The sequence below is a fragment of the Priestia sp. YIM B13486 genome (assembly GCF_042787865.1).
GTDB lineage: Bacteria > Bacillota > Bacilli > Bacillales > Bacillaceae_H > Priestia > Priestia megaterium.
In genome coordinates this window covers 620,658-643,919 of sequence record NZ_JBHZOZ010000001.1, presented here as the reverse complement: position 1 = coordinate 643,919, position 23,262 = coordinate 620,658, and the positions used below count along the sequence as shown (strand labels likewise).

Sequence of the window (23,262 nt, the reverse complement as noted above, 5' to 3'; positions counted from 1 at the left end):
GTTAAATTGTTGGTTTAGGTTTTTCAGGTGCAGCTTGTTTATCTTTTCGACTTTCTTGAATATATACTTTAAAGAGAAAAATATTTAAACAGCCCAGTGTGAGGAATAACGGTGCAAAATAATATTCTTGAGACATAAGTAGGACGAAAACGCTTCCAAAACAGAACAGAGAACTAAACATAAAGTAAAACTGTAAGAATCTTCTCATTTTAGTCGCCTCCTATTCTTTTTCTTCTTACAATTATTATATCAAATACTTTCCAAAAAAGACACAAAATATTCACAAAATGTTCAATTTTTTTCTTATTTACCTATTGATTTTTTTTGTCGATATGTAAATTTAGTGGGTTGTAATACCAATTAATTCCTGATCTTAACTTTCCGATGGAAAGTTTATGTAAAATTTTATATGATAGAGAAATGGTATTGAAAAAAGGGGGAAAATCATCATGAGACGAATTGGGTGGCTATTTTTTACTATGGCAATTCTCTTATTAATAACTGCCGGTTGCTCAAATGATCAACAGAAAGCACAGGATCGATTTGATAAATATGTAGCTATGTGGAATAAAGAAGATTTTAAAGGCATGTATGGATACTTGTCTAAAGATGCTAAAAAGACGATTTCAGAAAAAGATTTTGTAAATCGATATAAAAATATCTATGATGCAATTGAAGCGGACAAGCTTAAAGTGAAGGCAAGTAAAATAGAAGACTTAGAAATAAAAGACCATAAAGCTGTTTTACCTTTTGAAGTAAACATGAACTCTGTAGCCGGTGAAATCTCATTTAAAGAAAATGCTGCTGTGGTTCAAGAAAAACAAGGGGATACAGAGAATTGGTATATTAATTGGAAGCCTAATATGATTTTTAAAGGACTTAAGCAAGGAGAGCAAGTAAGAGTAGCTACTCAGTCAGCTGTGCGTGGAGAAATTATGGATCGTTCAGGGAAATATTTAGCTCAAAACGGAGAAGCGATTCAAGTTGGAGTTGTTCCCCAGCAGTTTTCTAAAGGCGGCGAGCAAGCGATACAACAATTAAGCAAGACTCTTGCTCTTTCAGAAAAAAGTATTAATCAAGCACTGAGTGCTTCTTGGGTGAAAGAGAATCAATTTGTTCCTATTAAAACAGTTAGTCAAAAAGACGCCTCTAATTTAGAGAATTCTTTGAAAAAAGTAGAAGGCATTCAACAAAAAAAGGTAAATGCGCGCGTATATCCTTGTGAAGAAGCGTGTGCCCATTTAGTTGGATACGTTGCGCCTGTCACAGCGGAATATTTAAAAGAGCATAAAGATGAAGGCTATAATGCTCAGTCTAAAACTGGAATGATTGGCTTAGAGTCTTTATATGAAGATAAGCTTCGTGCTCGAGACGGCGTCACAATTTATACTGTAGATAAAGATGGTAATAAAAAGAATGAAATTGCAAAAATGAATCCAAAAGACGGGGAAAGCATTCAAGTTACGGTAGACACGAATGTTCAAAAATCCCTTTATGAACAGTTAAAAGCTGAAAAAGGAGTAGCTACTGCTCTTCAACCTAAAACGGGAGAAATATTAGGTCTTGTAAGCACGCCGGCTTTTGATCCGAATTCTTTTTCTTTTGGAATCGATGCTAATACGTACCAATCCCTTTCAACGAATCCCGATAAGCCGTTAATGAATCGCTTTACCAAAACGTATTCCCCGGGATCTACATTTAAATTAGTCACGGGAGCTTTAGCGGTTGATGAAGGTGCGGTAAATCCAAACGAAAGTATATCAATCAGCGGGAAGAAATGGCAAAAAGATAAAAGCTGGGGGAATTTCTACGTAACACGAGTGGGAAGCAAGCCGAATGTTAATTTACGTGATGCTTATGTTACATCTGATAATATTTATTTTGCGCAGACTGCTTTGAAGCTAGGTTTAGACAAATTTAACAGTGGTTTAAAACAGTTTGGGTTCAATCAAAAAATGCCTGTTAATTATCCTTTTGAAACGTCTAAAATTGCAGGTGATCAAGATATTAAAGATGAGGGAGTATTAGCAAACTCTGGCTATGGCCAGGGGAAACTGCAAGTGAATCCTCTCCACTTGGCATTGATGTATACATCGATTGTAAACGATGGAAACATAGTAAAGCCTATTCTTATGAACGGTAATGAGAGTGGAATATGGAAAAAACAAGTAATATCTAAAGAAACGGCGCAATTAATTCAAAATGATTTAGTTGATGTCATTGAAGATAAAAACGGTACGGGTCATGCTGCAAAGATAGATGGGTTAACCCTAGCTGGAAAAACTGGAACGGCAGAATTAAAGAAAACTCAAGGTGAAAAAGGGCAGGAAAACGGCTGGTTTGTAGCTGTGGATACAAAACAGAAAAACCTACTCGTTTCAATGATGGTTGAAGGAGTAGAAGATAAAGGCGGAAGTCATTACGTCGTGCCGAAAGTAAAAAATGTATTTCAGCAATATAATAAGTAAATAATAAAAGCCAGTTCTAAAGGAGCTGGCTTTTATTATTTACACAAGGGGAGTAATGTTAAGTTTTTGTAAATCCCAGTTTTATACAAACTCTGAAAACCCTTATTTTAAAAGGAATGAACGTATTATTGTTAATGTATTGTAAAGAGACCTAAAAAAATGTGTTTGAAAAGTTATTGACAATTAACAATAATAGGAGTAATTTTTGACTTGGCGTAAAAAAATGAATCGCATAACCTATAAGTAAAAGAACCACCTTTTGGGACTTTTGCTCTGGTAAACGTTTGTTTTTTTAGAATTTTTTGATACACAAGAGAGGTGGTTTCTCTCGTTATAGTAATGAACAGCTAAGTTTTATCCATTACTTTAAATGAAAAAAGAAACTAGAACACATATAAAAAGATAGAGAGAAAAAACGAGTGGTAAAGTTTCGATAAATTGGATGGAGGATTGCAACGTGATCAAAAGAAAAAAAGACAAGTTTTCTGAAATGTTAATGGACATTGCCCAAAATATTAAGGACTCAGCAGATTTTTTAGGCAGCTTTGAACTTCAAAATGTATCTGACCTAAAGGAATTTGCCAATGTTTTAAAAGCGTATGAATCAAAAGGTGATAAATACGTGCATACAGTGATTACTGAGTTGAACAAAGCATTTATTACTCCAATTGAGCGTGAAGATATTTTACAGCTAGCAATGAGCATGGATGATGTACTTGATGGCATCGATAGCTTTGCTGCTTTAATGGAAATTCATTCAATTACGACATTTGATGAATATGTAGCTGAATTTGTTAAAAATATTCAAGGCTGTGCTGAAGAGATTTTAATTACTATTAATTTGTTGTCTGAGAAAAAGCTTCTTCAAATTAGTGAACATGCAATTAAAATTAAAGAGTATGAGTCACATTGTGATACATTATATCGTCGTGCACTAAAACAATTATTTGCAACATGTAAAGATCCAATTAAAGTTATTCAATATAAAGAAATTTATGAAACGCTAGAAGAAATCGCGGATTATTGTCAAACGGTTGCGAACAACTTAGAATCAGTTATTATGAAGAATGCGTAACGGGGCTATATTATAATGGATTCGATGCTAATATTAACCATTCTAATTGTAGTTGGTGCACTTGGTTTTGACTTTATCAACGGATTTCACGATACAGCTAATGCCATTGCGACTTCTGTTTCAACCAAAGCTTTAAAACCGCGACATGCAATTCTTTTAGCCGCAACCATGAACTTTGTCGGTGCTATGACGTTTACGGGCGTAGCCAAAACGATTACAAAGGATATCGTTGATCCTTATACGCTTCAAAATGGTTCTGTCGTTATTTTAGCAGCATTAATTTCTGCTATCGCGTGGAACCTAATCACATGGTATTTCGGTATCCCGAGTAGTTCTTCTCATGCAATTATTGGATCGATTGCAGGAGCAGCTATTGCAGCTGCTGGATTTGGTGCTTTAAATTACAAAGGTTTCATCAAAATCATTGAAGCCCTTCTAATTTCACCAGTTCTAGCCTTTGTAGTAGGTTATATCGTCTATACGATTATCAAACTAACGTTTAAAAACCATAACTTGACGAAAACGAATAAGCGTTTTCGACGCGTTCAAATCCTGACTGCAGCCCTACAATCTTACACACACGGTACGAATGATGCGCAAAAAGCAATGGGTATCATTACGCTAGCGCTTATTGCTAACAATATGCAAAGCGGTACTGAGATTCAGTGGTGGGTACAGCTGGCTTGTGCGGTGGCAATGGGACTTGGAACGTCAATTGGTGGATGGAAAATCATTAAAACCGTTGGCGGTAAAATTATGAAAATTCGTCCTGTTAATGGAGTAGCTGCGGACTTAACAGGTGCTGCCATTATCTTTGGAGCAACGTTTGTTCATCTACCTGTCAGTACTACTCATGTTATTTCATCTTCTATCTTAGGTGTAGGTTCTGCTCACCGAGTGAAAGGTGTAAAATGGGGAACTGCACAGCGCATGGTGATTACATGGGTTATCACATTGCCAATTTCAGCTTCATTAGCTGCACTTATCTATATGATTTTAAATTTGTTATTTTAATAAATGTGGAGCTTCTTTTTAAGAAGCTCCTTTTTTTATTTACATCCCCTCATTTGCACAGTACACTTAAAACATGAAAATAACACAATTGTTTTTAAAAGGGAGATGGGGAAATGTTTGGAAAAGTGGCTGCTGATGTATTAGGGCTCAGTGATATTGGTTCTGTTATTAAGCCAGTTGATTATGACAAGGTAGATGCAGACGATTACGTTATGCATGAAGAACAAGAAAAAATTTATTTTCTAATCAAATCAAAGTCAGATGAATATTGCTTTACCAATAAAGCGCTCATTCATCTTGATGGAACAAGTGCTACAAGCAAAAAGCGAATGCTTCGCCGCTATAACTACAGCATAAATCACATTTCAAACGTGATGCTAGAAACGGCTGGAACTGTCGATTTAGATGTGGAAATTAAATTTAAAATTGGCTCGGAGACGTTTTCTATCGATGTACACAAAAAGCATATAGAAGAGGTAAAAGATTTATATAAAGCGCTGTTTAAAATATCTGAAATAACGCGTGAAAATGAAATTGCGCTCGATTTTGCTAAACAAAGCATTCAGCTAGCTTCTTCTACGCTAAGCAGTACAAGAAATACAAGTGGAAGTGTTGCTGGTGAATTTAAAGAAATTAACGAAGCTGCGTTTTCTTGGTTATTAGATAAAAAAACAGCCTACACAACAAAAGATTTCAGCTCAGTTTTCGAGCTGTATATCAATAATTAATAGAAACAGCTGCTCCTTTTATGGAGCAGCTGTTTTTTAATGCTGAATGAGAGTATGTAGACTTATGATGAACGTTGTAGAATCCTCATGTTAACCTTGAAAAATCACTGAAAAAAGAGCACAATATAAAATAGAAAAGAGAAACAATAGAGACGGGTTTAACTGAAAGAAATAATAGAAAATAAGACTTATAGGTGGAAAGGATTACGGTATGACAGCAAAAAATAATGAGGATACAGTGGCAGAATTAGAGAAGTCACTTCGACATATTGCAGCGATTGTGAAACAAAAAGGAAGAGAAATTTTAGAAGACTATACGATTACGCCACCTCAGTTTATTGCTTTGCAGTGGCTGTTTGAACGTGGAGATATGACGATTGGTGATTTATCAAATCGTATTTTTCTTGCTTGTAGTACAACGACAGATTTAGTAGATCGTATGGAAAAAAATAAGTTGGTGGTTCGGGTGAAAGATCCAAAAGACCGCCGCGTAGTGCGTATTCATTTGCTTCCTGAAGGAGCACGTGTTATCGAAGAAGTAATTAAAAAGCGACAAACGTATTTAAATGGCGTACTGGCAAACTTCTCTCCGAGTGAAACGGAAGTTTTACGAGTAACGTTACGAAAATTGCATGATGAAATGAAAGAAAAATGAGGCGATTGTTTTGAGTAGACCAATTGGTGTTATAGATTCAGGTGTGGGCGGATTAACGGTAGCAAAGGAAATTATGAGACAGCTTCCGAAAGAACAAATTATGTACATTGGAGATACAGCCCGCTGCCCATACGGTCCTCGCCCTAGTGAAGAAGTACGAGCTTTCACGTGGGAGATGACTAATTATTTAGTAGATAAAGATATTAAAATGCTTGTTATTGCGTGTAATACGGCTACGGCAGTTGTGCTGGATGAAATTCAAGAACAGCTCGATATTCCGGTTATAGGCGTCATTGAACCAGGATCACGCGCTGCGCTTAAAGTAACTAAAAATCATAAAATAGGCGTAATCGGCACAAACGGAACCGTGAAAAGTCAAGCCTATACACATGCACTCCGCGCTCTTCATACGAGAGTGGAAGTGGAAAATTTAGCATGCCCTTTGTTTGTACCTCTTGTAGAGAGCGGTAATTATGAAGGACCGGAAGCACAGCGAATTGTAAAAGAAACATTAAAACCTTTTTATCATACAGATATGGATACCCTTATTTTAGGATGTACGCATTATCCGTTATTAAAGCCAGTTATTCAAGAAGCAATTGGGCCTAGAGTTCAGTTAATCAGTTCTGGCGAAGAAACGGCAATAGAGGTAAGTGCCATTCTTTCTTATAGCAATTTACTAGCTCCTAGAAACATGGAGCCTGAACACTACTTCTTTACAACAGGATCAACAGAACTGTTTCAATCTATTGCATCTAAATGGTTTGAGCACCCTGTATATAATGTTGAACATATCAAGCTTTAAAACCGTGCATATCATGCTCGGTTTTTTTTGTGGACAAAAACTTTTTTGAGCTGGTCTAAAATGCAAAAAAGCTCGTATACATAGTAGTACAAACAGTCTGAGGAGGGAAAGGAATGTCCAAAAAGACCCAACTTGTTCTCATATCCGCCGTGGTGACCACATCTGTATTGTTATCCGGCTGTGGACTTTTCGGAGGGGATAACGCAGCAAAGGAAATTGATCCGCCAAAGGATGTCACCTATGTGAAAGATGAAAAATCATTAGCGACTGAAGCGAAAGTAACGGAAGCTAATAAAAAACAAAGTAAAGCCGCAGAAACATCTGCGCCTACCAAAAGAGAACTCTACTTAATTGATAAAAACGGGTACGTTGTTCCCCAGACGCTTGAAATTCCTAAATCAAAAGGTGTCGCTAAACAGTCTCTTGAATATTTAGTAGAGGGTGGACCGGTCACAAACTTATTGCCAAATAATTTCCGAGCGGTTCTTCCTGCTGATACAAGAGTTTTAGGGACAAAGCTGGAAAGTGACGGCACGATGGTAGCAGATTTTTCACCTGAATTTGCTGAGTATAAAAAAGAAGATGAACTCCGTATTCTGCAGGCCGTCACTTGGACGCTGACGCAGTTTGAAGGCGTAAATAAAGTTAAAATTCGCATTAACGGCTATGATAAAGATGAGATGCCTGTAAATCATACGCCAATCAGTAAAGGGTTGAGCAGAGCAGATGGCATTAACTTTGATAATACTGGAGTAGTTGACGTAACTCAAACGAAGCCAGTTACGATTTATTACTTAGCTCAAGAGGGCAAACAAACTTACTATGTTCCTGTCACAAAACGAATTGCTTCTGATGACAAAGATATGTACACTGCAATTGTGAACGAGCTTGTAGAAGGACCTGCGCCTGCATCAGGTTTAGTGACAGACTTTAATCCCGATGCAAAGCTCGTAGCAGCTCCAAAGTATGCGGACGGTGAGTTAACGCTGAACTTTAATAAAAACATCTTTGGGAATTTGAAAGGAACGGAAATTTCTCAGCATGTTCTCGACTCCTTAGTGTTATCTCTGACGGAACAAAAAGCCGTAGACAGCGTTGCCATTAAAGTGAATGGCAAAAAAACGCTAAAAGATGAAAAAGGGAAAAAATTAACGGAACCAGTTTCAAGACCGAAAAATGTGAACACAGGTAGTTTTTAAAAACAAATTTTTGTTATACTAGTAAAGGACTAAGTAGAAAGAGGTCTGCTGAAATAGCGACCTCTTTCCGCTGTTTTATAGTTAAAATGGAAGAGACTATTACATATAAATGAATGAATAGGAGGACATGCTTAATGCGTTTGGACGGTAGGGAATTTAATGAATTGAGATCTGTATCTCTTCATACTTCATACTTAAAGCATCCAGAAGGATCTGTATTAATCTCGGTGGGAGACACAAAGGTTATTTGTACCGCAAGCATAGACGACAGAGTGCCTCCTTTTATGCGTGGGCAAGGAAAAGGATGGATTACAGCCGAATATTCTATGCTGCCTCGAGCTACGGCACAAAGAAATATACGTGAATCATCAAAAGGTAAAGTCACAGGACGAACAATGGAAATTCAGCGTCTAATCGGACGAGCTCTTCGTTCTGTAGTCGATCTGGAAAAGGTCGGAGAAAAGACAATTTGGATTGATTGTGATGTTATTCAAGCAGATGGCGGCACAAGAACAGCATCGATTACAGGTGCTTTTGTGGCTATGGTTTTAGCGTTTGGAAAGCTGGTTGAAGAGAACAAGCTCACAGAAATTCCTATTCGTGACTACTTAGCTGCGACTTCAGTAGGTATTCATGGAGAAAATTCGATTTTAGATTTAAATTATGAAGAAGATTCGACAGCGGAAGTTGACATGAATATTGTGATGACAGGAAGCGGACAGTTTGTAGAATTACAGGGAACGGGAGAGGAATCGACGTTTTCGAGAGAACAGTTAAACCATCTTCTAGATTTAGGGGAAAAGGGTGTTTATCAATTGATTGAACAGCAAAAGGGAGTTCTTGATCACCTGGCTGCCTACATTCCGGTTAAAGAAAGGTAAGGGATTAACGTGCGTGAAATCATTATTGCAACTAAAAACGCAGGCAAAGTAAAAGATTTTGAAACACTTTTCTCACCGAAGGGATTTAAAGTAAAATCGCTTCTTGATTTTCCTGAGATTGAAGACGTGGAAGAAACGGGCGTTACATTTGCAGAGAATGCCACGCTAAAAGCAGAGGCCATTTCATCCGCATTAAATAAGCCAGTCATTGCCGATGATTCGGGGCTTGCTATTGATGCCTTAAACGGGGAGCCAGGCGTTTATTCCGCGCGTTATGCTGGTGAAAATAAAGATGATAATGCTAATATAGAGAAGGTACTTCAAAAATTAAATGACGTGCCGTTTGAAAAGCGCACCGCACGCTTTCATTGCGCTCTTGCTATTGCAGTGCCCGGAAAGAGAACCGAAATTGTAGAAGGCACGTGTGAAGGGCACATCTTGGAGGAAAAAAGAGGGGAAAACGGTTTTGGGTACGATCCCATTTTCTTTGTAGAAAAATGGAGATGCTCCATGGCAGAATTGACCAAAGAGCAAAAAAATCAGATTAGTCACCGAGCAAATGCGTTAAAAAGACTAGCACCGCTAATTGATGCGCAATTTTAGAAGGAGTGATGACGTGTGAAACTATTAATTGTAAGCGATAGCCACGGGTTACAAGAAGAGCTGCTCACTATCAGAGAGAGACATGCTGATGTAGATAAGATGATCCATTGTGGGGACTCTGAGTTGCCGCAAGACAGCAAAGAAATGTCTGCATTTTTAGGCGTTCGAGGAAATTGTGACTACGATGCATCTTACGTTAATGATCGAGTAGAGTCGCTTGGAGAAGCTACGTGTCTGGTTACACACGGTCACTTATATAATGTTAAAATGTCTATGATGAATCTGCATTACAAAGCGAGAGAAGTCGGGGCAAACGTTGTTTGTTTTGGGCATTCTCACATAGCAGGAGCTGAGCTCATGGACGGAGTTTTATTTATCAATCCAGGAAGTATGTTACTTCCTCGTATGAGAAAAGAACGTACGTATGCTATACTAGTAATGGATGGTACAGAAGCTACCGTGCAGTTTTACGATATAAGCGGTAAACATATTCCTAGCATGCAGTTAACCTGTACACTTTCAGCATAATATAGCCAAATATAGGGAGAAGAGAAGGTTTTTTACCTCTCTTCTCATAAAATTTCAAAAAAACGTTGACTTTTAAATTATATTTGAATATAATAAGTATTGTCTTTGATACACTTTAACATTATGTCCCAGTAGCTCAGCAGGATAGAGCAACGGCCTTCTAAGCCGTCGGTCGGGAGTTCGAATCTCTCCTGGGACGTCCAGAAAAACCTGGCTTTTACTAAAAAGTAAAAGCCAGGTTTTTTATTTATCCTAAAAATGAATGTTTGTTCATTCAGTGTGTACAAATGAGCGTTTCAGAAAAACTTTTTGAACTGCTGTAAACCCTTATTGCATCAATAATGAAAACGCATTCAAATATTCTGTTTAGTCTAAATTGTCTAAAAAAATCTTGAAAAGTGGTTGACTATGCATAGAAATGGGCGTAAGATAGTCCTCAAATATAAGTTTTCTAAAAATTTTAATTAATTGTAATTAATTTAAAATATGATGTGTAAAGCATTGTTCAAAAAACATATAGCGTTTTAAAACGTTGAAGAGGATAAGTAGTTTTGATGTTTAGGTATCAACAGAGAGTCGGGTTGCTGGAAGCCGATGTTACCAACTCAAAATGAACTCACCTCAGAGTGTCACCCTGAAATTTAGTAAGGGCGACCGAGTGTACTTCCAAAGCACTCGTTATCAAAAAGAATGTACAGTATACATTCATAAGGTAATCATTACGATTACAAACGAGGGTGGTACCGCGTAAAGTACAAAAGACTTTTCGCCCCTTGACCTATATCATTTGATAGGGTCTATTTAGGGGTGAGAAGTCTTTTTTCTTTTATCTAGAAAACGAAAGGATGAGAAAAGTGGGAGCCAATATGCAAACGAAAGAACCTGTAAGCACTGGGGCACAAATGAATGGAGCTGACATGTTGATTGAATCTCTAAGAAGAGAAAATGTTGACGTCATCTTCGGTTACCCAGGGGGAGCCGTTTTACCGATTTACGATAAGCTATATGGTTCAGGAATGTTTCACGTACTTGCTCGTCACGAACAAGGTGGAATTCACGCAGCAGAAGGGTACGCAAGAATTTCAGGCAAACCCGGTGTAGTTATCGCAACAAGTGGTCCTGGTGCAACAAATATCGTAACAGGTTTGGCAGATGCGATGATTGACTCACTTCCTTTAGTTGTTTTTACTGGTCAAGTAGCTTCAAGTGTAATTGGTTCTGACGCGTTCCAAGAAGCAGATGTATTAGGGATCACAATGCCAATTACAAAACATAGCTATCAAGTACGCAATATCAGCGATATGCCGAGAATCATCAAAGAGGCATTTCATATTGCGACAACAGGAAGACCTGGTCCAGTCTTAATCGACATTCCAAAAGATATGGCACAGGGTGATGGAACATTTAATTACGAAGGAGAAATTGATTTACCTGGCTATCAGCCAACTTATTTTCCAAATCAGCTGCAGGTTAAAAAATTAACAGACGCAGTAGCAGCTGCAAAACAACCTGTTATCCTAGCAGGTGCGGGAGTGCTATTGAGTAAAGGTTCAGAAGAATTAAAAAATTATGCTGAGCGTCAAAATATTCCCGTTATTAATACGCTTTTAGGATTGGGCTGTTTTCCTGCAGATCATCCGCTTCATTTAGGAATGGCTGGCATGCACGGAACGTACACAGCAAACATGGCAATTTATGAGAGTGATCTTCTCATTAGTATCGGTGCACGCTTTGATGACCGAGTAACAGGTAACTTAAAGCATTTTGCACCAAATGCAAAAATTGCGCACATTGACATCGACCCTGCGGAAATTGGAAAGAATGTTCCAACCAAGATTCCAATTGTTGGAGATGCAAAAGAAGTATTGAAGCAATTGCTTCTGCAAGAAGGAGAAGTTGGAGATTATACGAAATGGCATGAGAAATTAGCGGCGTGGAAGCAAGAATATCCATTATGGTATCAGAACTCAGCGGACGTGTTAAAACCACAAAAAGTAGTTGAGTTGCTTCACAAGTATACAAATGGAGATGCCGTTGTTACAACGGACGTTGGGCAACATCAAATGTGGGTAGCTCAATACTACACATTTAATAATCCAGATCGATGGGTAACTTCAGGTGGTCTTGGCACTATGGGCTTTGGATTACCTTCTGCAATCGGCGCTCAGCTGGCAAACAAAGATAAAACAGTGGTAGCAGTCGTTGGTGACGGTGGATTTCAAATGACGCTTCAAGAATTAGGAGTTATTAGAGAATTAAATTTACCTGTAAAAGTGGTTGTACTTAACAATCAGTCGCTTGGTATGGTTCGTCAGTGGCAGGAAATCTTCTATGAAGAACGCTACTCACACTCTTTAATTCCGAATCAGCCTAATTTAATGAAGCTTGCAGAAGCTTATGATATCAAAGGTTTACAAGCTTCTACTGAAGAAGAAGCGCATGCGGCTTTGAAAGAAGCAATGGAAACAGATGGACCTGTTCTACTAAATTTCTTTGTCGCACCTAAAGAAAACGTATATCCAATGGTTGCACCTGGAAAAGGATTACATGAAATGGTAGGGGTGAAACCATGAAGCGAATTATTACAGCAACTGTATTAAACCGTGCGGGCGTATTAAATCGCGTGACGGGGTTATTTACAAAAAGAAATTTCAATATTGAGAGTATTTCGGTAGGTCACACTGAATCTGAAGATGTATCACGCATGACGTTTGTTGTGAACGTAGAGCATGATAACGCTGCTGAACAAGTGATTAAGCAGTTAAATAAGCAGATTGACGTGTTGAAGGTTCAAGATATTACGGATCAAGCGGTGGTATCAAGAGAGCTTGCTTTAATGAAAGTAGCCTCTACCCCAGCGAGCCGTAACGAACTTTATGCAGTAATTGAACCTTTCCGTGCAACCATCATTGATGTAAGCCGCGACAGCTTAATTATTCAAGTAACAGGTGAATCCAGCAAGATTGAAGCGATGATTGATCTGCTTCAGCCTTATGGATTAAAAGAAGTAACGCGCACGGGAACAGTAGCTGTTCCGCGCGGTACGCAAAAAGCGGCAGCCAAACTTTCATCAATCATTTAATTCTAGCTAGTTACTAACCAAGTAAACTATATAAAACTATATAAACTAAGAGGAGAGATTTATTATGACAAAGGTATATTATAACGGAGATGCAAAGGATCAATTATTACAAGGTAAAACAGTAGCAATCGTAGGCTATGGTTCACAAGGTCATGCCCATGCACAAAACTTACGCGACAGCGGAGTAAACGTGGTAGTAGGATTACGTAAAGGTAAATCATGGGACCAAGCAGAGCAAGACGGTTTCACTGTATTATCTGTAAAAGATGCAGTTCAACAAGCAGAAGTAGTAATGGTATTACTTCCAGATGAGTATCAGCCAAAAGTTTATAACGAAGAAATTCTTCCAGGACTAAAACCAGGAAAATCTTTAGTATTTGCTCACGGTTTCAACATTCACTTTAACCAAATCGTAGCACCTGAATTCGTTGACGTATTCTTAGTAGCTCCAAAAGGCCCTGGTCACCTTGTAAGAAGAACGTATGAAGAAGGAGCTGGCGTACCGGCGTTATTCGCAGTATTCCAAGATGTAACTGGAGAAGCAAAAGACGTAGCGTTAGCTTATGCTAAAGCAATCGGTTCAGCTCGTGCGGGTGTGTTAGAAACAACATTTAAAGAAGAAACAGAAACAGATCTTTTCGGTGAGCAAGCAGTACTTTGCGGTGGTTTAACTTCATTAGTTAAAGCTGGTTTTGAAACGCTTGTAGAAGCTGGCTACCAACCGGAAGTTGCATATTTTGAGTGTTTACACGAATTAAAATTAATTGTTGACCTTATGTATGAAGGCGGAATGGAAGGCATGCGTTATTCAATCTCTGATACAGCTCAATGGGGTGACTTCGTTTCAGGACCACGCGTTGTAGATGAGCGTTCAAAAGAACAAATGAAAAAAGTGCTTGAAGATATCCAAACAGGTAAATTTGCAAAAGGCTGGATCCTAGAAAACCAAGCAAATCGTCCGGAATTTACAGCTATCAATAACCGTGAAAACGAACATTTAATTGAAAAAGTTGGCGCTCAATTACGTGAAATGATGCCATTTGTTAAAAAACAAAAGAAAGAAGCGGTGATCGCTAGTGCAAAAAATTAAACTATTTGACACGACGCTACGCGATGGTGAACAGTCACCTGGAGTCAATTTGAACCTACAAGAAAAGCTTGAAATTGCTAAGCAGTTAGAGCGATTAGGTATCGACATCATTGAAGCCGGATTTCCCGCTTCTTCAAAAGGTGATTTTCAATCCGTAAAAGAAATTGCGTCTATTGTCAAAAATTCTTCTGTAACAGGCCTTGCAAGGTCTGTTACAAAAGATATTGACATTGCATGGGAAGCGTTAAAAGAAAGTGCAGAACCAAGACTGCATGTTTTTATCGCTACTTCCGAAATTCATATGCAGCATAAATTGAAAAAAACACCTGATGAAGTACTTGAAACAGCAGTGGAAATGGTGAAGTACGCAAGTGAAAAATTCCCGGTTGTTCAATGGTCTGCTGAAGATGCATGTCGAACAGATTTACCGTTTTTAGCTAGAATTGTAGAAGCCGTTATTGATGCTGGTGCAAAAGTCGTTAATATTCCAGATACAGTAGGATTTATCACTCCTGGTGACTATCAATCAGTATTTAATTACTTAAAAGAACATGTGTCAAATATTCATAAAGTTGATTTGTCAGCTCACTGTCACGATGACTTAGGGCTAGCTGTGGCCAATTCAATGGCTGCGATTGAAGCAGGAGCTACTCAAATTGAAGGAACGATTAACGGAATCGGAGAACGTGCGGGTAACGCAGCTCTTGAAGAAGTAGCACTTGCGCTTCATGTCCGTCAAGATTTCTATCAAGCGAGCACAGGTCTTATCTTGCCTGAAATTAAGCGTACGAGTGACATTATCAGTAAGCTTACCGGAATGAATATTGCACCAAATAAAGCAATTGTCGGAAAAAATGCTTTTGCTCATGAATCAGGTATTCACCAAGATGGCGTCTTAAAAAATCCGTTAACATATGAGATTATTTCCCCAGAACTTGTGGGTGTTAAACAAAATCCAATTGTGCTTGGTAAACACTCAGGCCGTCATGCGTTCCGTACACGCTTAGTAGAGCTTGGATTTACATTGGAAGATACAGAAGCAAACGTGCTTTTTGAGAAGTTTAAAGACTTAGCAGATAAGAAAAAAGACATTACCGATGATGATTTATTGGCATTAGTCATTCAAAAGCAAGTTAGCAAAGACAGTGAATATAAGCTTGAAAGTCTGCAAGTTCAGTATGGTACGAACAATATTCCAACGGCTACGATTACCCTTCGCAAAGAAAACGGCGAAGAGATTCAAGAAGCAGCTACGGGATCTGGAAGCGTGGAAGCTATCTATAATACGCTGCAGCGCTGTGTTGAACAAGATGTAAAACTATTAGACTATCGTATTCAGTCTATTAACGGTGGGCCGGACGCACTGGCTGAAGTATTTGTGAAGGTTGAAAGCGAAGGAACTGAAGCAAGCGGACGCGGAGTAGCATTTGACGTATTAGAATCGTCAGCAAAAGCATATCTGAACGCCATTAATCGTTTAATTGCTATTCAGCAGCATCGTACAAAGCAAGAAGTAATGTGAACTGAAGGGAGAGACCACCATGACAAAAAAAGTCGCTGTATTACCGGGTGACGGCGTAGGAACAGAAGTAACAAAAGGCGCTGTTGCCGTTTTAAAAGCAATTGGAGAGCGCTTTGATCATCAATTTGAGTTTACGTATGGACTAATTGGCGGAGCTGCAATTGATGAGGCGGGCACACCTCTTCCAGAAAGTACAATTGAGACTTGTAAGCAGGCGGATGCTGTATTACTTGGATCGGTTGGAGGGCCAAAATGGGATCGTAACCCTTCACATTTGCGACCGGAAAAAGGTTTGCTAGCTATTCGAAAAGAACTGGATTTATATGCTAATCTTCGTCCGGTGACGTTTTATGATAGCTTAGCGGATGCCTCTCCTCTGAAAAAAGAATACATTGAAGGTGTTGACTTCATTATCGTCCGTGAGCTAACAGGAGGCTTATATTTTGGTAAGCCTAGCGAGCGCCGAACAGAAGGAAATGAAGAAACAGTTGTCGACACATTATTTTATAAGCGTACAGAAATAGAAAGAATTATTCGCCAAGCATTTGATACGGCTGTAAATCGACGTAAAAAAGTAACGTCTGTTGATAAAGCGAATGTGCTTGAGTCTAGTAGAGTGTGGCGTGAAGTAGCTGAAGAAGTAGCAAAAGACTACCCGGATGTAGAGCTTGAGCATATGCTTGTAGATTCAGCTGCTATGCAGTTAATTCGTAATCCGAAGTATTTTGATGTAGTGGTAACTGAAAATATGTTTGGTGATATTTTGAGTGATGAGGCTTCTATGCTGACAGGATCGTTAGGAATGTTGCCATCTGCGAGCTTAACGGCTGATGGTCCGTCTCTATACGAACCGGTTCACGGTTCTGCACCAGATATTGCTGGTCAAAACAAAGCTAATCCGATTGCTGCTATTTTATCTGCAGCAATGTTGCTTAGACATTCGTTTGGATTAGAAAAAGAAGCAGCAGTGATTGAACAAGCAGTTGAAAGTGTATTACATGCAGGTCATCGAACAGCTGACTTAGCAGACGGTAATCATTATTTAGGTACCGATAAAATGGTGGAGGCGATAACTGCGGTAATTGCCAATGATTCTGCCATTTCAAGCATTATGACAGCTTACAGTTAATCATGCGTTTCTCACGTTTTGTGAGAAACGTTTTTCATAATCAGAAAGGAGGAGCAGTATGAAACCAAAAACAATTATTGATAAGCTTTGGGAACAACATGTTGTACGTCGAGAAGAGGGGAAGCCGGACTTATTATATATCGATCTTCATCTTATTCATGAAGTAACGTCTCCTCAAGCATTTGAAGGTCTTCGCGTGGCAAATCGCCAAGTGAAGCGTCCAGACTTAACGTTTGCTACAATGGATCACAACATTCCAACGGTTGACCGTTTTAATATTAAAGATCCAATTGCAAAGAAACAAGTAGACAAACTATCTGAAAACTGTCATGAGTTTGGTGTGAAGCTTTTAGATTTAACAAGTGAAGAGCAAGGAATTGTGCATATCATTGGACCGGAATTAGGATTAACTCAGCCTGGAAAAACCATTGTGTGCGGAGATAGTCATACATCTACTCACGGTGCATTTGGAGCGCTTGCTTTTGGGATAGGAACGAGTGAGGTAGAGCATGTTTTAGCAACACAAACGCTATGGCAAGCGAAACCAAAAACGCTACAAGTGAAAGTGAATGGCAAAAAGCAGCCTGGCGTTTATGCTAAGGACATTGTGTTAGCAATAATTCAAAAATTCGGCGTGAATTTTGGAACGGGTTCAATCGTGGAATTTACGGGCGAATGTATTCGCGATCTTTCAATGGAAGAGCGCATGACCATTTGTAATATGTCTATTGAAGCCGGTGCAAAAGCTGGTTTAATCAGTCCAGACGATGTCACGTTCTCTTATATTAAAGGACGTCAGTATGCTCCTAAAGGAGAACAGTTTGAAAAAGCAGTGGAAGCTTGGGCAGCTTTAGCAACAGATGAAGGTGCAACGTACGATGAAACGCTGGAAATTGATGCAGATACAATTGAACCTGTTGTAACATGGGGAACAAACCCGGCGATGAGTTCTTATGTTAGCAAGCAAGTTCCTACATTAGAAGAGTGTAAAACAGAAGCTGAGAGAAAGTCTTTGTCACGAGCACTTGAGTATATGGGCTTACAGCCTGGCATGGCAATAGAAGAGATTCCAGTTCAGCATGTATTTATCGGTTCATGTACGAATGCTCGTTTGTCTGATCTTCGTGACGTGGCAGCCTTTATTAAAGGAAAGAAAGTGTCACCAGATGTGCGAGCGATCATTGTACCAGGTTCTCAAAAAGTAAAGCGAGTGGCTGAAGAAGAAGGGTTATCTGCTATTTTTATTGAAGCAGGTTTTGATTGGAGAGACTCAGGCTGCAGCATGTGTCTAGGTATGAACTCTGACTTAGTTCCACAAGGCGAACACTGTGCGTCCACTTCTAACCGCAATTTTGAAGGACGTCAAGGAAAAGGCGCCAGAACGCATTTAGTAAGCCCGGTAATGGCAGCAGCGGCAGCGGTATATGGACATTTTGTTGATGTGCGCAAACTACAAGAACAAGCGGTGCGATAAGGAGGAGAACACAGATGAATGCTTTTACAATCCACACAGGGAAAGTAGCAGGTCTCGACCGAGCAAACGTAGATACTGATCAAATTATCCCAAAGCAATTTTTGAAAAGAATTGAGCGTACTGGGTTTGGCCAATTTCTATTTTTTGATTGGCGATATAATGAAGATGAAACGTTAAATGAAACGTTTGAATTAAATCAGCCTCAAAATCAAGGAGCAACAATTCTTGTAGCTGACGAGAACTTCGGATGTGGTTCGTCACGTGAACACGCGCCATGGGCGCTTTTAGACTATGGGTTTCGTGCCATTATCGCACCTTCATTTGCGGATATTTTTAAACAAAACTGTCTAAAAAATGGTATTTTACCTATTGTTTTACCAAAAGAAGATGTTTCCTATTTAATGAAAGAGTCTCAAAGTGCTTCTTACGCCTGTACAATCGATCTTCATCAGCAAAAAATTACCGATGAAGCAGGCTTTGAACGTACGTTTGATATCAATGGCCATTGGAAATATATGCTTGTTAACGGATATGATGAAATTGGCTATACGCTTTCTTTTGAAGACGACATTTCTGCTTATGAAGCAAAAACGGTAAGATATTAACCAAAAATCGAGCAAAATGATGATTTTGCTCGATTTTTTTGCGTTCCGTTAACCGAATTGCTAAACTGTAAAGCAAATGGACCGCGAAGTGGGGAGAAAACATGTCGAATGAACAACAAAACAAAATTGTAGCTTTTCCTCTATTAAAAGAACGGTTGGTTGAAAAAGCTACAGATCATATGCAGCACAAGCAGTTTCAAGAAGCACTTCCTTTATTTGAGCAGGCCTATGAACTTGATAATAAGCATCATGAAATTTTACTTGGTCTTGTTATTTGTCACGTGGAGCTCGGTGATGCAGGCATAGCTAAAGAATTGTGTGAGCAAATGCTGAAAGAAGATATTGGCGATTATTATCATAATTTGCAAATGTACCTCATGGTGTTAATTCAGCTTGGTCACTATCATGAAGGATATGTCACTCTACAAGCAGTTATTCAAGAACACAAACTCCCTTCTGAACATGCTGAACAGCTTTATCAGCTATTGGAGTTCTGCAAGAATAGAATGAATCAAGAACAAGTCATAGAAGAACAAACAGAAGAAGAACAGCTAGAGCAGTTTAAATCATTCACAGCTCTAGACAATATTCAAGATCAGCTTGAATGGGTTCATTCATTAAAAACAAAGAGAATTGAAAAGCAGCGTTTCTTTCTGGAACAGCTATTTTCATCTGAAGCTGTTCACCCTATCGTAAAAACAGTCGCTTTAAAAACAGTCATGGAAGAAGAAGTAGACATTGATTTTATGATTAGTAAGTTTGGAGAGACGAAAAAAGTAAATGCGCTTCAACTTCAACGAACAACACCGTATTTGTTTGCCGAGCAAGTAGAAGCGCAGCTGACGGAAAAGCTGGAGCATGAAAATCCTACATTGCTGCAGGTTGCCGTTGAAATATGGCAGCGTCATTTATTTATTACATTTCCGTTTTTACCGGGTGATAATGTAAAACTTTGGACAGAAGCGGTGTATGCTGTTAGTCTGATGATGCAAGGAGAAGAGTCAGATGCAGCTGTAGCAGAGGAAGATGGAAGTTTCTCCGCAGCTGAATTAAGAAAGGCAATTAAAGAGCTAAAAGAAATTGAAGAAATTTCTTTTATATAAAATGTGGTGTTTAGTTGAAACGTCATTGTTGTATGTTATAATATAATGGTTGTAAAATGCACTTAAATACGTATAGTAGAATTTCATCTTTACATTACATTCCTACGTACTTTAAAGTAATAGGGAGTTAAATAGATAATGATTGAGGGTTGAACTGATAGGCTATCTGCATTATCTAGTTTAGAAATCACTACTTAAAATGATTTTGGAGGGAAACATTCATGTCTGCAAAATGGGAAAAACAAGAAGGAAATCAAGGCGTTTTAACAGTAGAAGTTGAAGCTGCTGAGTTTGATAAAGCCTTAGATAAAGCATTCACAAAAGTTGTAAAACAAGTAAACGTACCAGGGTTCCGTAAAGGTAAAATGCCTCGTCCACTTTTCGAAAAACGTTTTGGCGTAGAATCTTTATACCAAGATGCACTAGATATCTTATTACCTGAAGCTTACAGCAATGCAATTGTTGAAGCTGGTATCGAGCCGGTTGATCGTCCAGAAATCGATGTTGAAACAATCGAAAAAGGACAACCTCTAGTTTTCACTGCTAAAGTAACTGTTAAGCCTGAAGTTAAATTAGGCGAATACAAAAACTTAGAAGTAGAAAAAGTAGATACAACTGTAACAGACGAAGACGTTGAAGCTGAATTAAAAACACTTCAAGAGCGTCACGCTGAACTAGTTGTTAAAGAAGAAGGAACTGTAGCTGAAGGTGATACAGCTGTAATCGACTTTGAAGGTTTCGTTGATGGCGAAGCATTCGAAGGCGGAAAAGGCGAAAACTATTCTTTAGAAATCGGTTCTAACACATTCATCCCTGGCTTTGAAGAGCAACTAGTTGGTCTTGAAGTAGGCGCTGAAAAAGAAGTGGAAGTAACATTCCCTGAAGAGTATCACGCTGAAGAGCTAGCTGGTAAAGCTGCTAAATTCAAAGTGAAATTACACGAAATCAAATCTAAAGAGCTTCCAGCTTTAGACGATGAGTTTGCAAAAGACGTAGATGAAGAAGTAGAAACTTTAGAAGCGTTAAAAGCAAAAACAAAAGAAAAATTACAAAGCGATAAAGAGAATCAAGCGGAATCAGCTCTTCGCGACACTTTAGTAGAAAAAGCTGCTGAAAATGCTGAAGTAGAAATTCCAGAAGCAATGTTCAACACTGAAATGGATCGTATGATGCAAGAGTTTGAACAACGTTTACAAATGCAAGGTCTTAACCTTGAACTTTACTTCCAATTCTCAGGTCAAGATGAAAAAGCTCTTCGCGACCAAATGCGTCCGGATGCTGAAAAGCGTGTGAAAATCAACTTAACGCTAGAAGCTATTTCAAAAGCTGAAAATCTTGAAGTAAGCGAAGAAGAAGTAGAAAAAGAATTAGAAAACATGGCAGGAATGTACAACATGCCTGTCGAAGAAATTAAGAAAGTGCTTGGCAGTCTTGATAGCATTAAAGAAGACATGAAAGTACGTAAAGCAGTTGAATTTCTTGTAGAAAACAGCAAAGCTGTTGCATAATAGTAAGTAAGAAACAAGGCGCGACTTGATCGTGCCTTGTTTTATAAACTTCAATAGTTTTTTTATATCATAACCAACACCGTAGAAGCAGCTTTAACCCATTGTTTGAAATCCGTGGTTATGAAATAGGCCCAATAAGAGGACACTATATAATAGCAGATCTCCATTCTGTTATGCTCATCAACAACATATACATAAAACGTTTTAGTATCTATTCAAGAAAATGTATGGTAAAATGCAATACAAATCTTTTCATAGCGCTTTTACTATGTAATAAAGAGGGGCATTTACCTACAAATAGATGAGTTGTTCATGTTGTTGGGCTATAGCGCGGATAGAAATCAGCTTCGAGCACTTTAGTAAATACTACAAGGGGTGAAAATTATGTTTAAATTTAACGATGAAAAAGGGCAGTTAAAATGCTCATTTTGTGGTAAAACACAAGAACAAGTACGCAAGTTAGTTGCGGGTCCAGGTGTTTACATATGCGATGAATGTATTGAACTTTGCACGGAAATCGTAGAAGAAGAGTTAGGTACAGAAGAAGAAGTAGAATTTAAAGATGTACCAAAACCAAAAGAAATTCGTGACATTTTAGATGAGTATGTAATTGGTCAAGAGGATGCGAAAAAATCGTTATCCGTTGCGGTATACAACCATTACAAACGAATCAATTCAAACAGTAAAATTGATGACGTTGAGTTATCAAAAAGTAATATTGCATTAATTGGACCTACAGGAAGCGGTAAAACTTTACTAGCTCAAACATTGGCTCGTATTTTAAACGTACCGTTTGCGATTGCAGATGCAACATCTCTAACAGAAGCGGGTTATGTAGGAGAAGATGTTGAAAACATCTTATTAAAATTAATTCAATCAGCTGATTACGATGTGGAGAAAGCTGAAAAAGGCATCATCTACATCGATGAAATTGATAAAGTAGCGCGTAAGTCTGAAAATCCATCTATTACACGTGATGTATCAGGTGAAGGTGTGCAGCAGGCTCTTCTTAAAATCTTAGAAGGTACTGTAGCAAGCGTTCCTCCTCAAGGTGGACGCAAACACCCTCATCAAGAATTTATTCAAATTGATACAACAAATATCTTATTTATTTGCGGTGGTGCATTTGACGGAATCGAACCTATTATTAAGCGTCGTCTAGGTAAAAAAGTAATTGGTTTCGGTTCAGAAACAAAACAACAAGACTTTACAGAAAAAGAGTTACTAGCAAAAGTATTACCGGAAGATTTATTGAAATTTGGTTTAATTCCAGAGTTTATTGGTCGTTTACCGGTTACTGCTAGCTTAGTGCCTCTTGATGAAGAAGCGCTAGTTGAGATTTTAACAAAACCGAAAAATGCACTAGTGAAACAATATCAAAAAATGCTTGAACTTGATAACGTTGAACTTGAGTTCGAAGACGAGGCTTTAGTAGAAATTTCTAAAAAAGCAATCGAGCGTAAAACAGGTGCTCGTGGTCTACGTTCAATCATTGAAGGTATTATGTTAGATGTAATGTTTGATCTTCCTTCACGTGATGATATTACAAAATGTATTATCACAGGTGAAACTGTTCGTGATCAAGCGGCTCCTAAGTTCGTATTAGAAGACGGATCTACTATTCAAGAAGGCAGCAAAACATCAGCATAAAAAAAGCCGGGTACTCAATTTGAGTACCCGGCTTTTTTCTGTTGATGAAGCACAACTAAATTTTACTTTTTACTAGAATCTTGTTTATTCCTACTGCTGCAGGGAGATAATAACTGATAATTATCTTACTAAACTGCGCAGGA

The 23,262-nt window shown here is 38.4% G+C and carries 21 protein-coding genes, 1 tRNA gene and 1 other annotated feature; of the genes, 21 read left to right on the top strand and 1 reads right to left on the bottom strand.

Annotated features, from left to right (window positions below; all coding sequences use genetic code 11):
- Position 1: 1 nt before the first annotated feature.
- Positions 2 to 208 (bottom strand): hypothetical protein, encoded by a 207-nt coding sequence (locus ACFX4G_RS03275; protein ID WP_013059387.1) that lies wholly within the window; start codon positions 206 to 208, stop codon positions 2 to 4.
- 241 nt (positions 209 to 449) lie between these two features.
- On the opposite strand from ACFX4G_RS03275, the gene ACFX4G_RS03270 reads away from it, so the two are divergent.
- The 21 genes from ACFX4G_RS03270 (at position 450) to clpX (ending at position 23,119) form a co-directional block, all read left to right on the top strand.
- Positions 450 to 2,468, top strand: a complete 2,019-nt coding sequence (locus ACFX4G_RS03270; RefSeq protein WP_097824650.1) for a penicillin-binding transpeptidase domain-containing protein — start codon at positions 450 to 452, stop codon at positions 2,466 to 2,468.
- Between the two features lie 442 nt (positions 2,469 to 2,910).
- Positions 2,911 to 3,543: a DUF47 domain-containing protein gene (locus tag ACFX4G_RS03265; protein ID WP_218039679.1), complete on the top strand. Its 633-nt coding sequence runs from the start codon at positions 2,911 to 2,913 to the stop codon at positions 3,541 to 3,543.
- Positions 3,544 to 3,558: 15 nt separating this feature from the next.
- Positions 3,559 to 4,557 (top strand): inorganic phosphate transporter, encoded by a 999-nt coding sequence (locus ACFX4G_RS03260; RefSeq protein ID WP_025750624.1) that lies wholly within the window; start codon positions 3,559 to 3,561, stop codon positions 4,555 to 4,557.
- A 113-nt stretch (positions 4,558 to 4,670) separates the two neighbouring features.
- Complete coding sequence (locus tag ACFX4G_RS03255; protein ID WP_097824649.1) at positions 4,671 to 5,285, top strand: PH domain-containing protein; 615 nt, start codon at positions 4,671 to 4,673, stop codon at positions 5,283 to 5,285.
- 211 nt (positions 5,286 to 5,496) lie between these two features.
- A complete protein-coding gene (locus ACFX4G_RS03250; protein ID WP_097824648.1) occupies positions 5,497 to 5,940 on the top strand; it encodes a MarR family winged helix-turn-helix transcriptional regulator in 444 nt (147 codons plus the stop codon).
- Between the two features lie 10 nt (positions 5,941 to 5,950).
- On the top strand, positions 5,951 to 6,745 hold the full coding sequence (gene racE / locus ACFX4G_RS03245) for a glutamate racemase (RefSeq protein WP_025601441.1): 795 nt from the start codon (positions 5,951 to 5,953) through the stop codon (positions 6,743 to 6,745).
- A gap of 113 nt (positions 6,746 to 6,858) precedes the next feature.
- The gene (locus ACFX4G_RS03240) at positions 6,859 to 7,944 is read left to right on the top strand and encodes a GerMN domain-containing protein (protein ID WP_025601439.1); all 1,086 of its coding nucleotides are present in this window, start codon (positions 6,859 to 6,861) and stop codon (positions 7,942 to 7,944) included.
- A 134-nt stretch (positions 7,945 to 8,078) separates the two neighbouring features.
- Positions 8,079 to 8,825, top strand: a complete 747-nt coding sequence (rph, locus tag ACFX4G_RS03235) for a ribonuclease PH (protein WP_043976065.1) — start codon at positions 8,079 to 8,081, stop codon at positions 8,823 to 8,825.
- Between the two features lie 9 nt (positions 8,826 to 8,834).
- Complete coding sequence (locus tag ACFX4G_RS03230) at positions 8,835 to 9,428, top strand: XTP/dITP diphosphatase (RefSeq protein ID WP_013085142.1); 594 nt, start codon at positions 8,835 to 8,837, stop codon at positions 9,426 to 9,428.
- A 15-nt stretch (positions 9,429 to 9,443) separates the two neighbouring features.
- Positions 9,444 to 9,956 carry a metallophosphoesterase gene (locus tag ACFX4G_RS03225; RefSeq protein ID WP_013059377.1) on the top strand — a complete coding sequence of 171 codons (513 nt, stop codon included), beginning with the start codon at positions 9,444 to 9,446 and terminating at the stop codon, positions 9,954 to 9,956.
- A 125-nt stretch (positions 9,957 to 10,081) separates the two neighbouring features.
- Positions 10,082 to 10,155, top strand: a tRNA-Arg gene (locus tag ACFX4G_RS03220).
- Positions 10,156 to 10,479: 324 nt separating this feature from the next.
- Positions 10,480 to 10,733 (top strand) — a binding site (T-box leader).
- A 68-nt stretch (positions 10,734 to 10,801) separates the two neighbouring features.
- The gene (ilvB, locus tag ACFX4G_RS03215; RefSeq protein WP_155660677.1) at positions 10,802 to 12,529 is read left to right on the top strand and encodes an acetolactate synthase large subunit; all 1,728 of its coding nucleotides are present in this window, start codon (positions 10,802 to 10,804) and stop codon (positions 12,527 to 12,529) included.
- Positions 12,526 to 13,038 (top strand): acetolactate synthase small subunit, encoded by a 513-nt coding sequence (gene ilvN, locus ACFX4G_RS03210; protein ID WP_013059375.1) that lies wholly within the window; start codon positions 12,526 to 12,528, stop codon positions 13,036 to 13,038. Before ilvB ends, ilvN begins: the two co-directional genes overlap by 4 nt.
- Before the next feature lie 64 nt (positions 13,039 to 13,102).
- A complete protein-coding gene (gene ilvC, locus ACFX4G_RS03205) occupies positions 13,103 to 14,128 on the top strand; it encodes a ketol-acid reductoisomerase (protein ID WP_013085141.1) in 1,026 nt (341 codons plus the stop codon).
- Positions 14,115 to 15,650, top strand: a complete 1,536-nt coding sequence (locus tag ACFX4G_RS03200) for a 2-isopropylmalate synthase (RefSeq protein WP_013085140.1) — start codon at positions 14,115 to 14,117, stop codon at positions 15,648 to 15,650. The genes ilvC and ACFX4G_RS03200 overlap by 14 nt, the downstream gene beginning before the upstream one ends.
- 19 nt (positions 15,651 to 15,669) lie before the next feature.
- Positions 15,670 to 16,779, top strand: coding sequence for a 3-isopropylmalate dehydrogenase (gene leuB / locus ACFX4G_RS03195; RefSeq protein WP_013059372.1), 1,110 nt, complete (start codon positions 15,670 to 15,672; stop codon positions 16,777 to 16,779).
- Between the two features lie 58 nt (positions 16,780 to 16,837).
- The gene (gene leuC / locus ACFX4G_RS03190; protein ID WP_013059371.1) at positions 16,838 to 18,253 is read left to right on the top strand and encodes a 3-isopropylmalate dehydratase large subunit; all 1,416 of its coding nucleotides are present in this window, start codon (positions 16,838 to 16,840) and stop codon (positions 18,251 to 18,253) included.
- Positions 18,254 to 18,267: 14 nt separating this feature from the next.
- Complete coding sequence (leuD, locus tag ACFX4G_RS03185) at positions 18,268 to 18,858, top strand: 3-isopropylmalate dehydratase small subunit (RefSeq protein WP_013059370.1); 591 nt, start codon at positions 18,268 to 18,270, stop codon at positions 18,856 to 18,858.
- Between the two features lie 101 nt (positions 18,859 to 18,959).
- Positions 18,960 to 19,961, top strand: coding sequence for a tetratricopeptide repeat protein (locus tag ACFX4G_RS03180; protein WP_097824646.1), 1,002 nt, complete (start codon positions 18,960 to 18,962; stop codon positions 19,959 to 19,961).
- Positions 19,962 to 20,182: 221 nt separating this feature from the next.
- Entirely contained in the window at positions 20,183 to 21,469 is a 1,287-nt protein-coding gene (tig, locus tag ACFX4G_RS03175) for a trigger factor (RefSeq protein WP_016765666.1), read from the top strand.
- Between the two features lie 384 nt (positions 21,470 to 21,853).
- A complete protein-coding gene (gene clpX / locus ACFX4G_RS03170) occupies positions 21,854 to 23,119 on the top strand; it encodes an ATP-dependent protease ATP-binding subunit ClpX (RefSeq protein WP_153254652.1) in 1,266 nt (421 codons plus the stop codon).
- The last annotated feature ends 143 nt before the right edge of the window (positions 23,120 to 23,262 follow it).

Bases quoted from the DNA above. Each gene is read 5' to 3' on its own strand.
- ACFX4G_RS03275 (WP_013059387.1), bottom strand. From the start codon at position 208: ATGAGAAGATTCTTACAGTTTTACTTTATGTTTAGTTCTCTGTTCTGT.
- ACFX4G_RS03270 (WP_097824650.1), top strand. From the start codon at position 450: ATGAGACGAATTGGGTGGCTATTTTTTACTATGGCAATTCTCTTATTA.
- ACFX4G_RS03265 (WP_218039679.1), top strand. From the start codon at position 2,911: ATGGAGGATTGCAACGTGATCAAAAGAAAAAAAGACAAGTTTTCTGAA.
- ACFX4G_RS03260 (WP_025750624.1), top strand. From the start codon at position 3,559: ATGGATTCGATGCTAATATTAACCATTCTAATTGTAGTTGGTGCACTT.
- ACFX4G_RS03255 (WP_097824649.1), top strand. From the start codon at position 4,671: ATGTTTGGAAAAGTGGCTGCTGATGTATTAGGGCTCAGTGATATTGGT.
- ACFX4G_RS03250 (WP_097824648.1), top strand. From the start codon at position 5,497: ATGACAGCAAAAAATAATGAGGATACAGTGGCAGAATTAGAGAAGTCA.
- ACFX4G_RS03240 (WP_025601439.1), top strand. From the start codon at position 6,859: ATGTCCAAAAAGACCCAACTTGTTCTCATATCCGCCGTGGTGACCACA.
- rph (WP_043976065.1), top strand. From the start codon at position 8,079: ATGCGTTTGGACGGTAGGGAATTTAATGAATTGAGATCTGTATCTCTT.
- ilvB (WP_155660677.1), top strand. From the start codon at position 10,802: ATGAGAAAAGTGGGAGCCAATATGCAAACGAAAGAACCTGTAAGCACT.
- ilvN (WP_013059375.1), top strand. From the start codon at position 12,526: ATGAAGCGAATTATTACAGCAACTGTATTAAACCGTGCGGGCGTATTA.
- ilvC (WP_013085141.1), top strand. From the start codon at position 13,103: ATGACAAAGGTATATTATAACGGAGATGCAAAGGATCAATTATTACAA.
- leuB (WP_013059372.1), top strand. From the start codon at position 15,670: ATGACAAAAAAAGTCGCTGTATTACCGGGTGACGGCGTAGGAACAGAA.
- leuC (WP_013059371.1), top strand. From the start codon at position 16,838: ATGAAACCAAAAACAATTATTGATAAGCTTTGGGAACAACATGTTGTA.
- leuD (WP_013059370.1), top strand. From the start codon at position 18,268: ATGAATGCTTTTACAATCCACACAGGGAAAGTAGCAGGTCTCGACCGA.
- ACFX4G_RS03180 (WP_097824646.1), top strand. From the start codon at position 18,960: ATGTCGAATGAACAACAAAACAAAATTGTAGCTTTTCCTCTATTAAAA.
- tig (WP_016765666.1), top strand. From the start codon at position 20,183: ATGTCTGCAAAATGGGAAAAACAAGAAGGAAATCAAGGCGTTTTAACA.
- clpX (WP_153254652.1), top strand. From the start codon at position 21,854: ATGTTTAAATTTAACGATGAAAAAGGGCAGTTAAAATGCTCATTTTGT.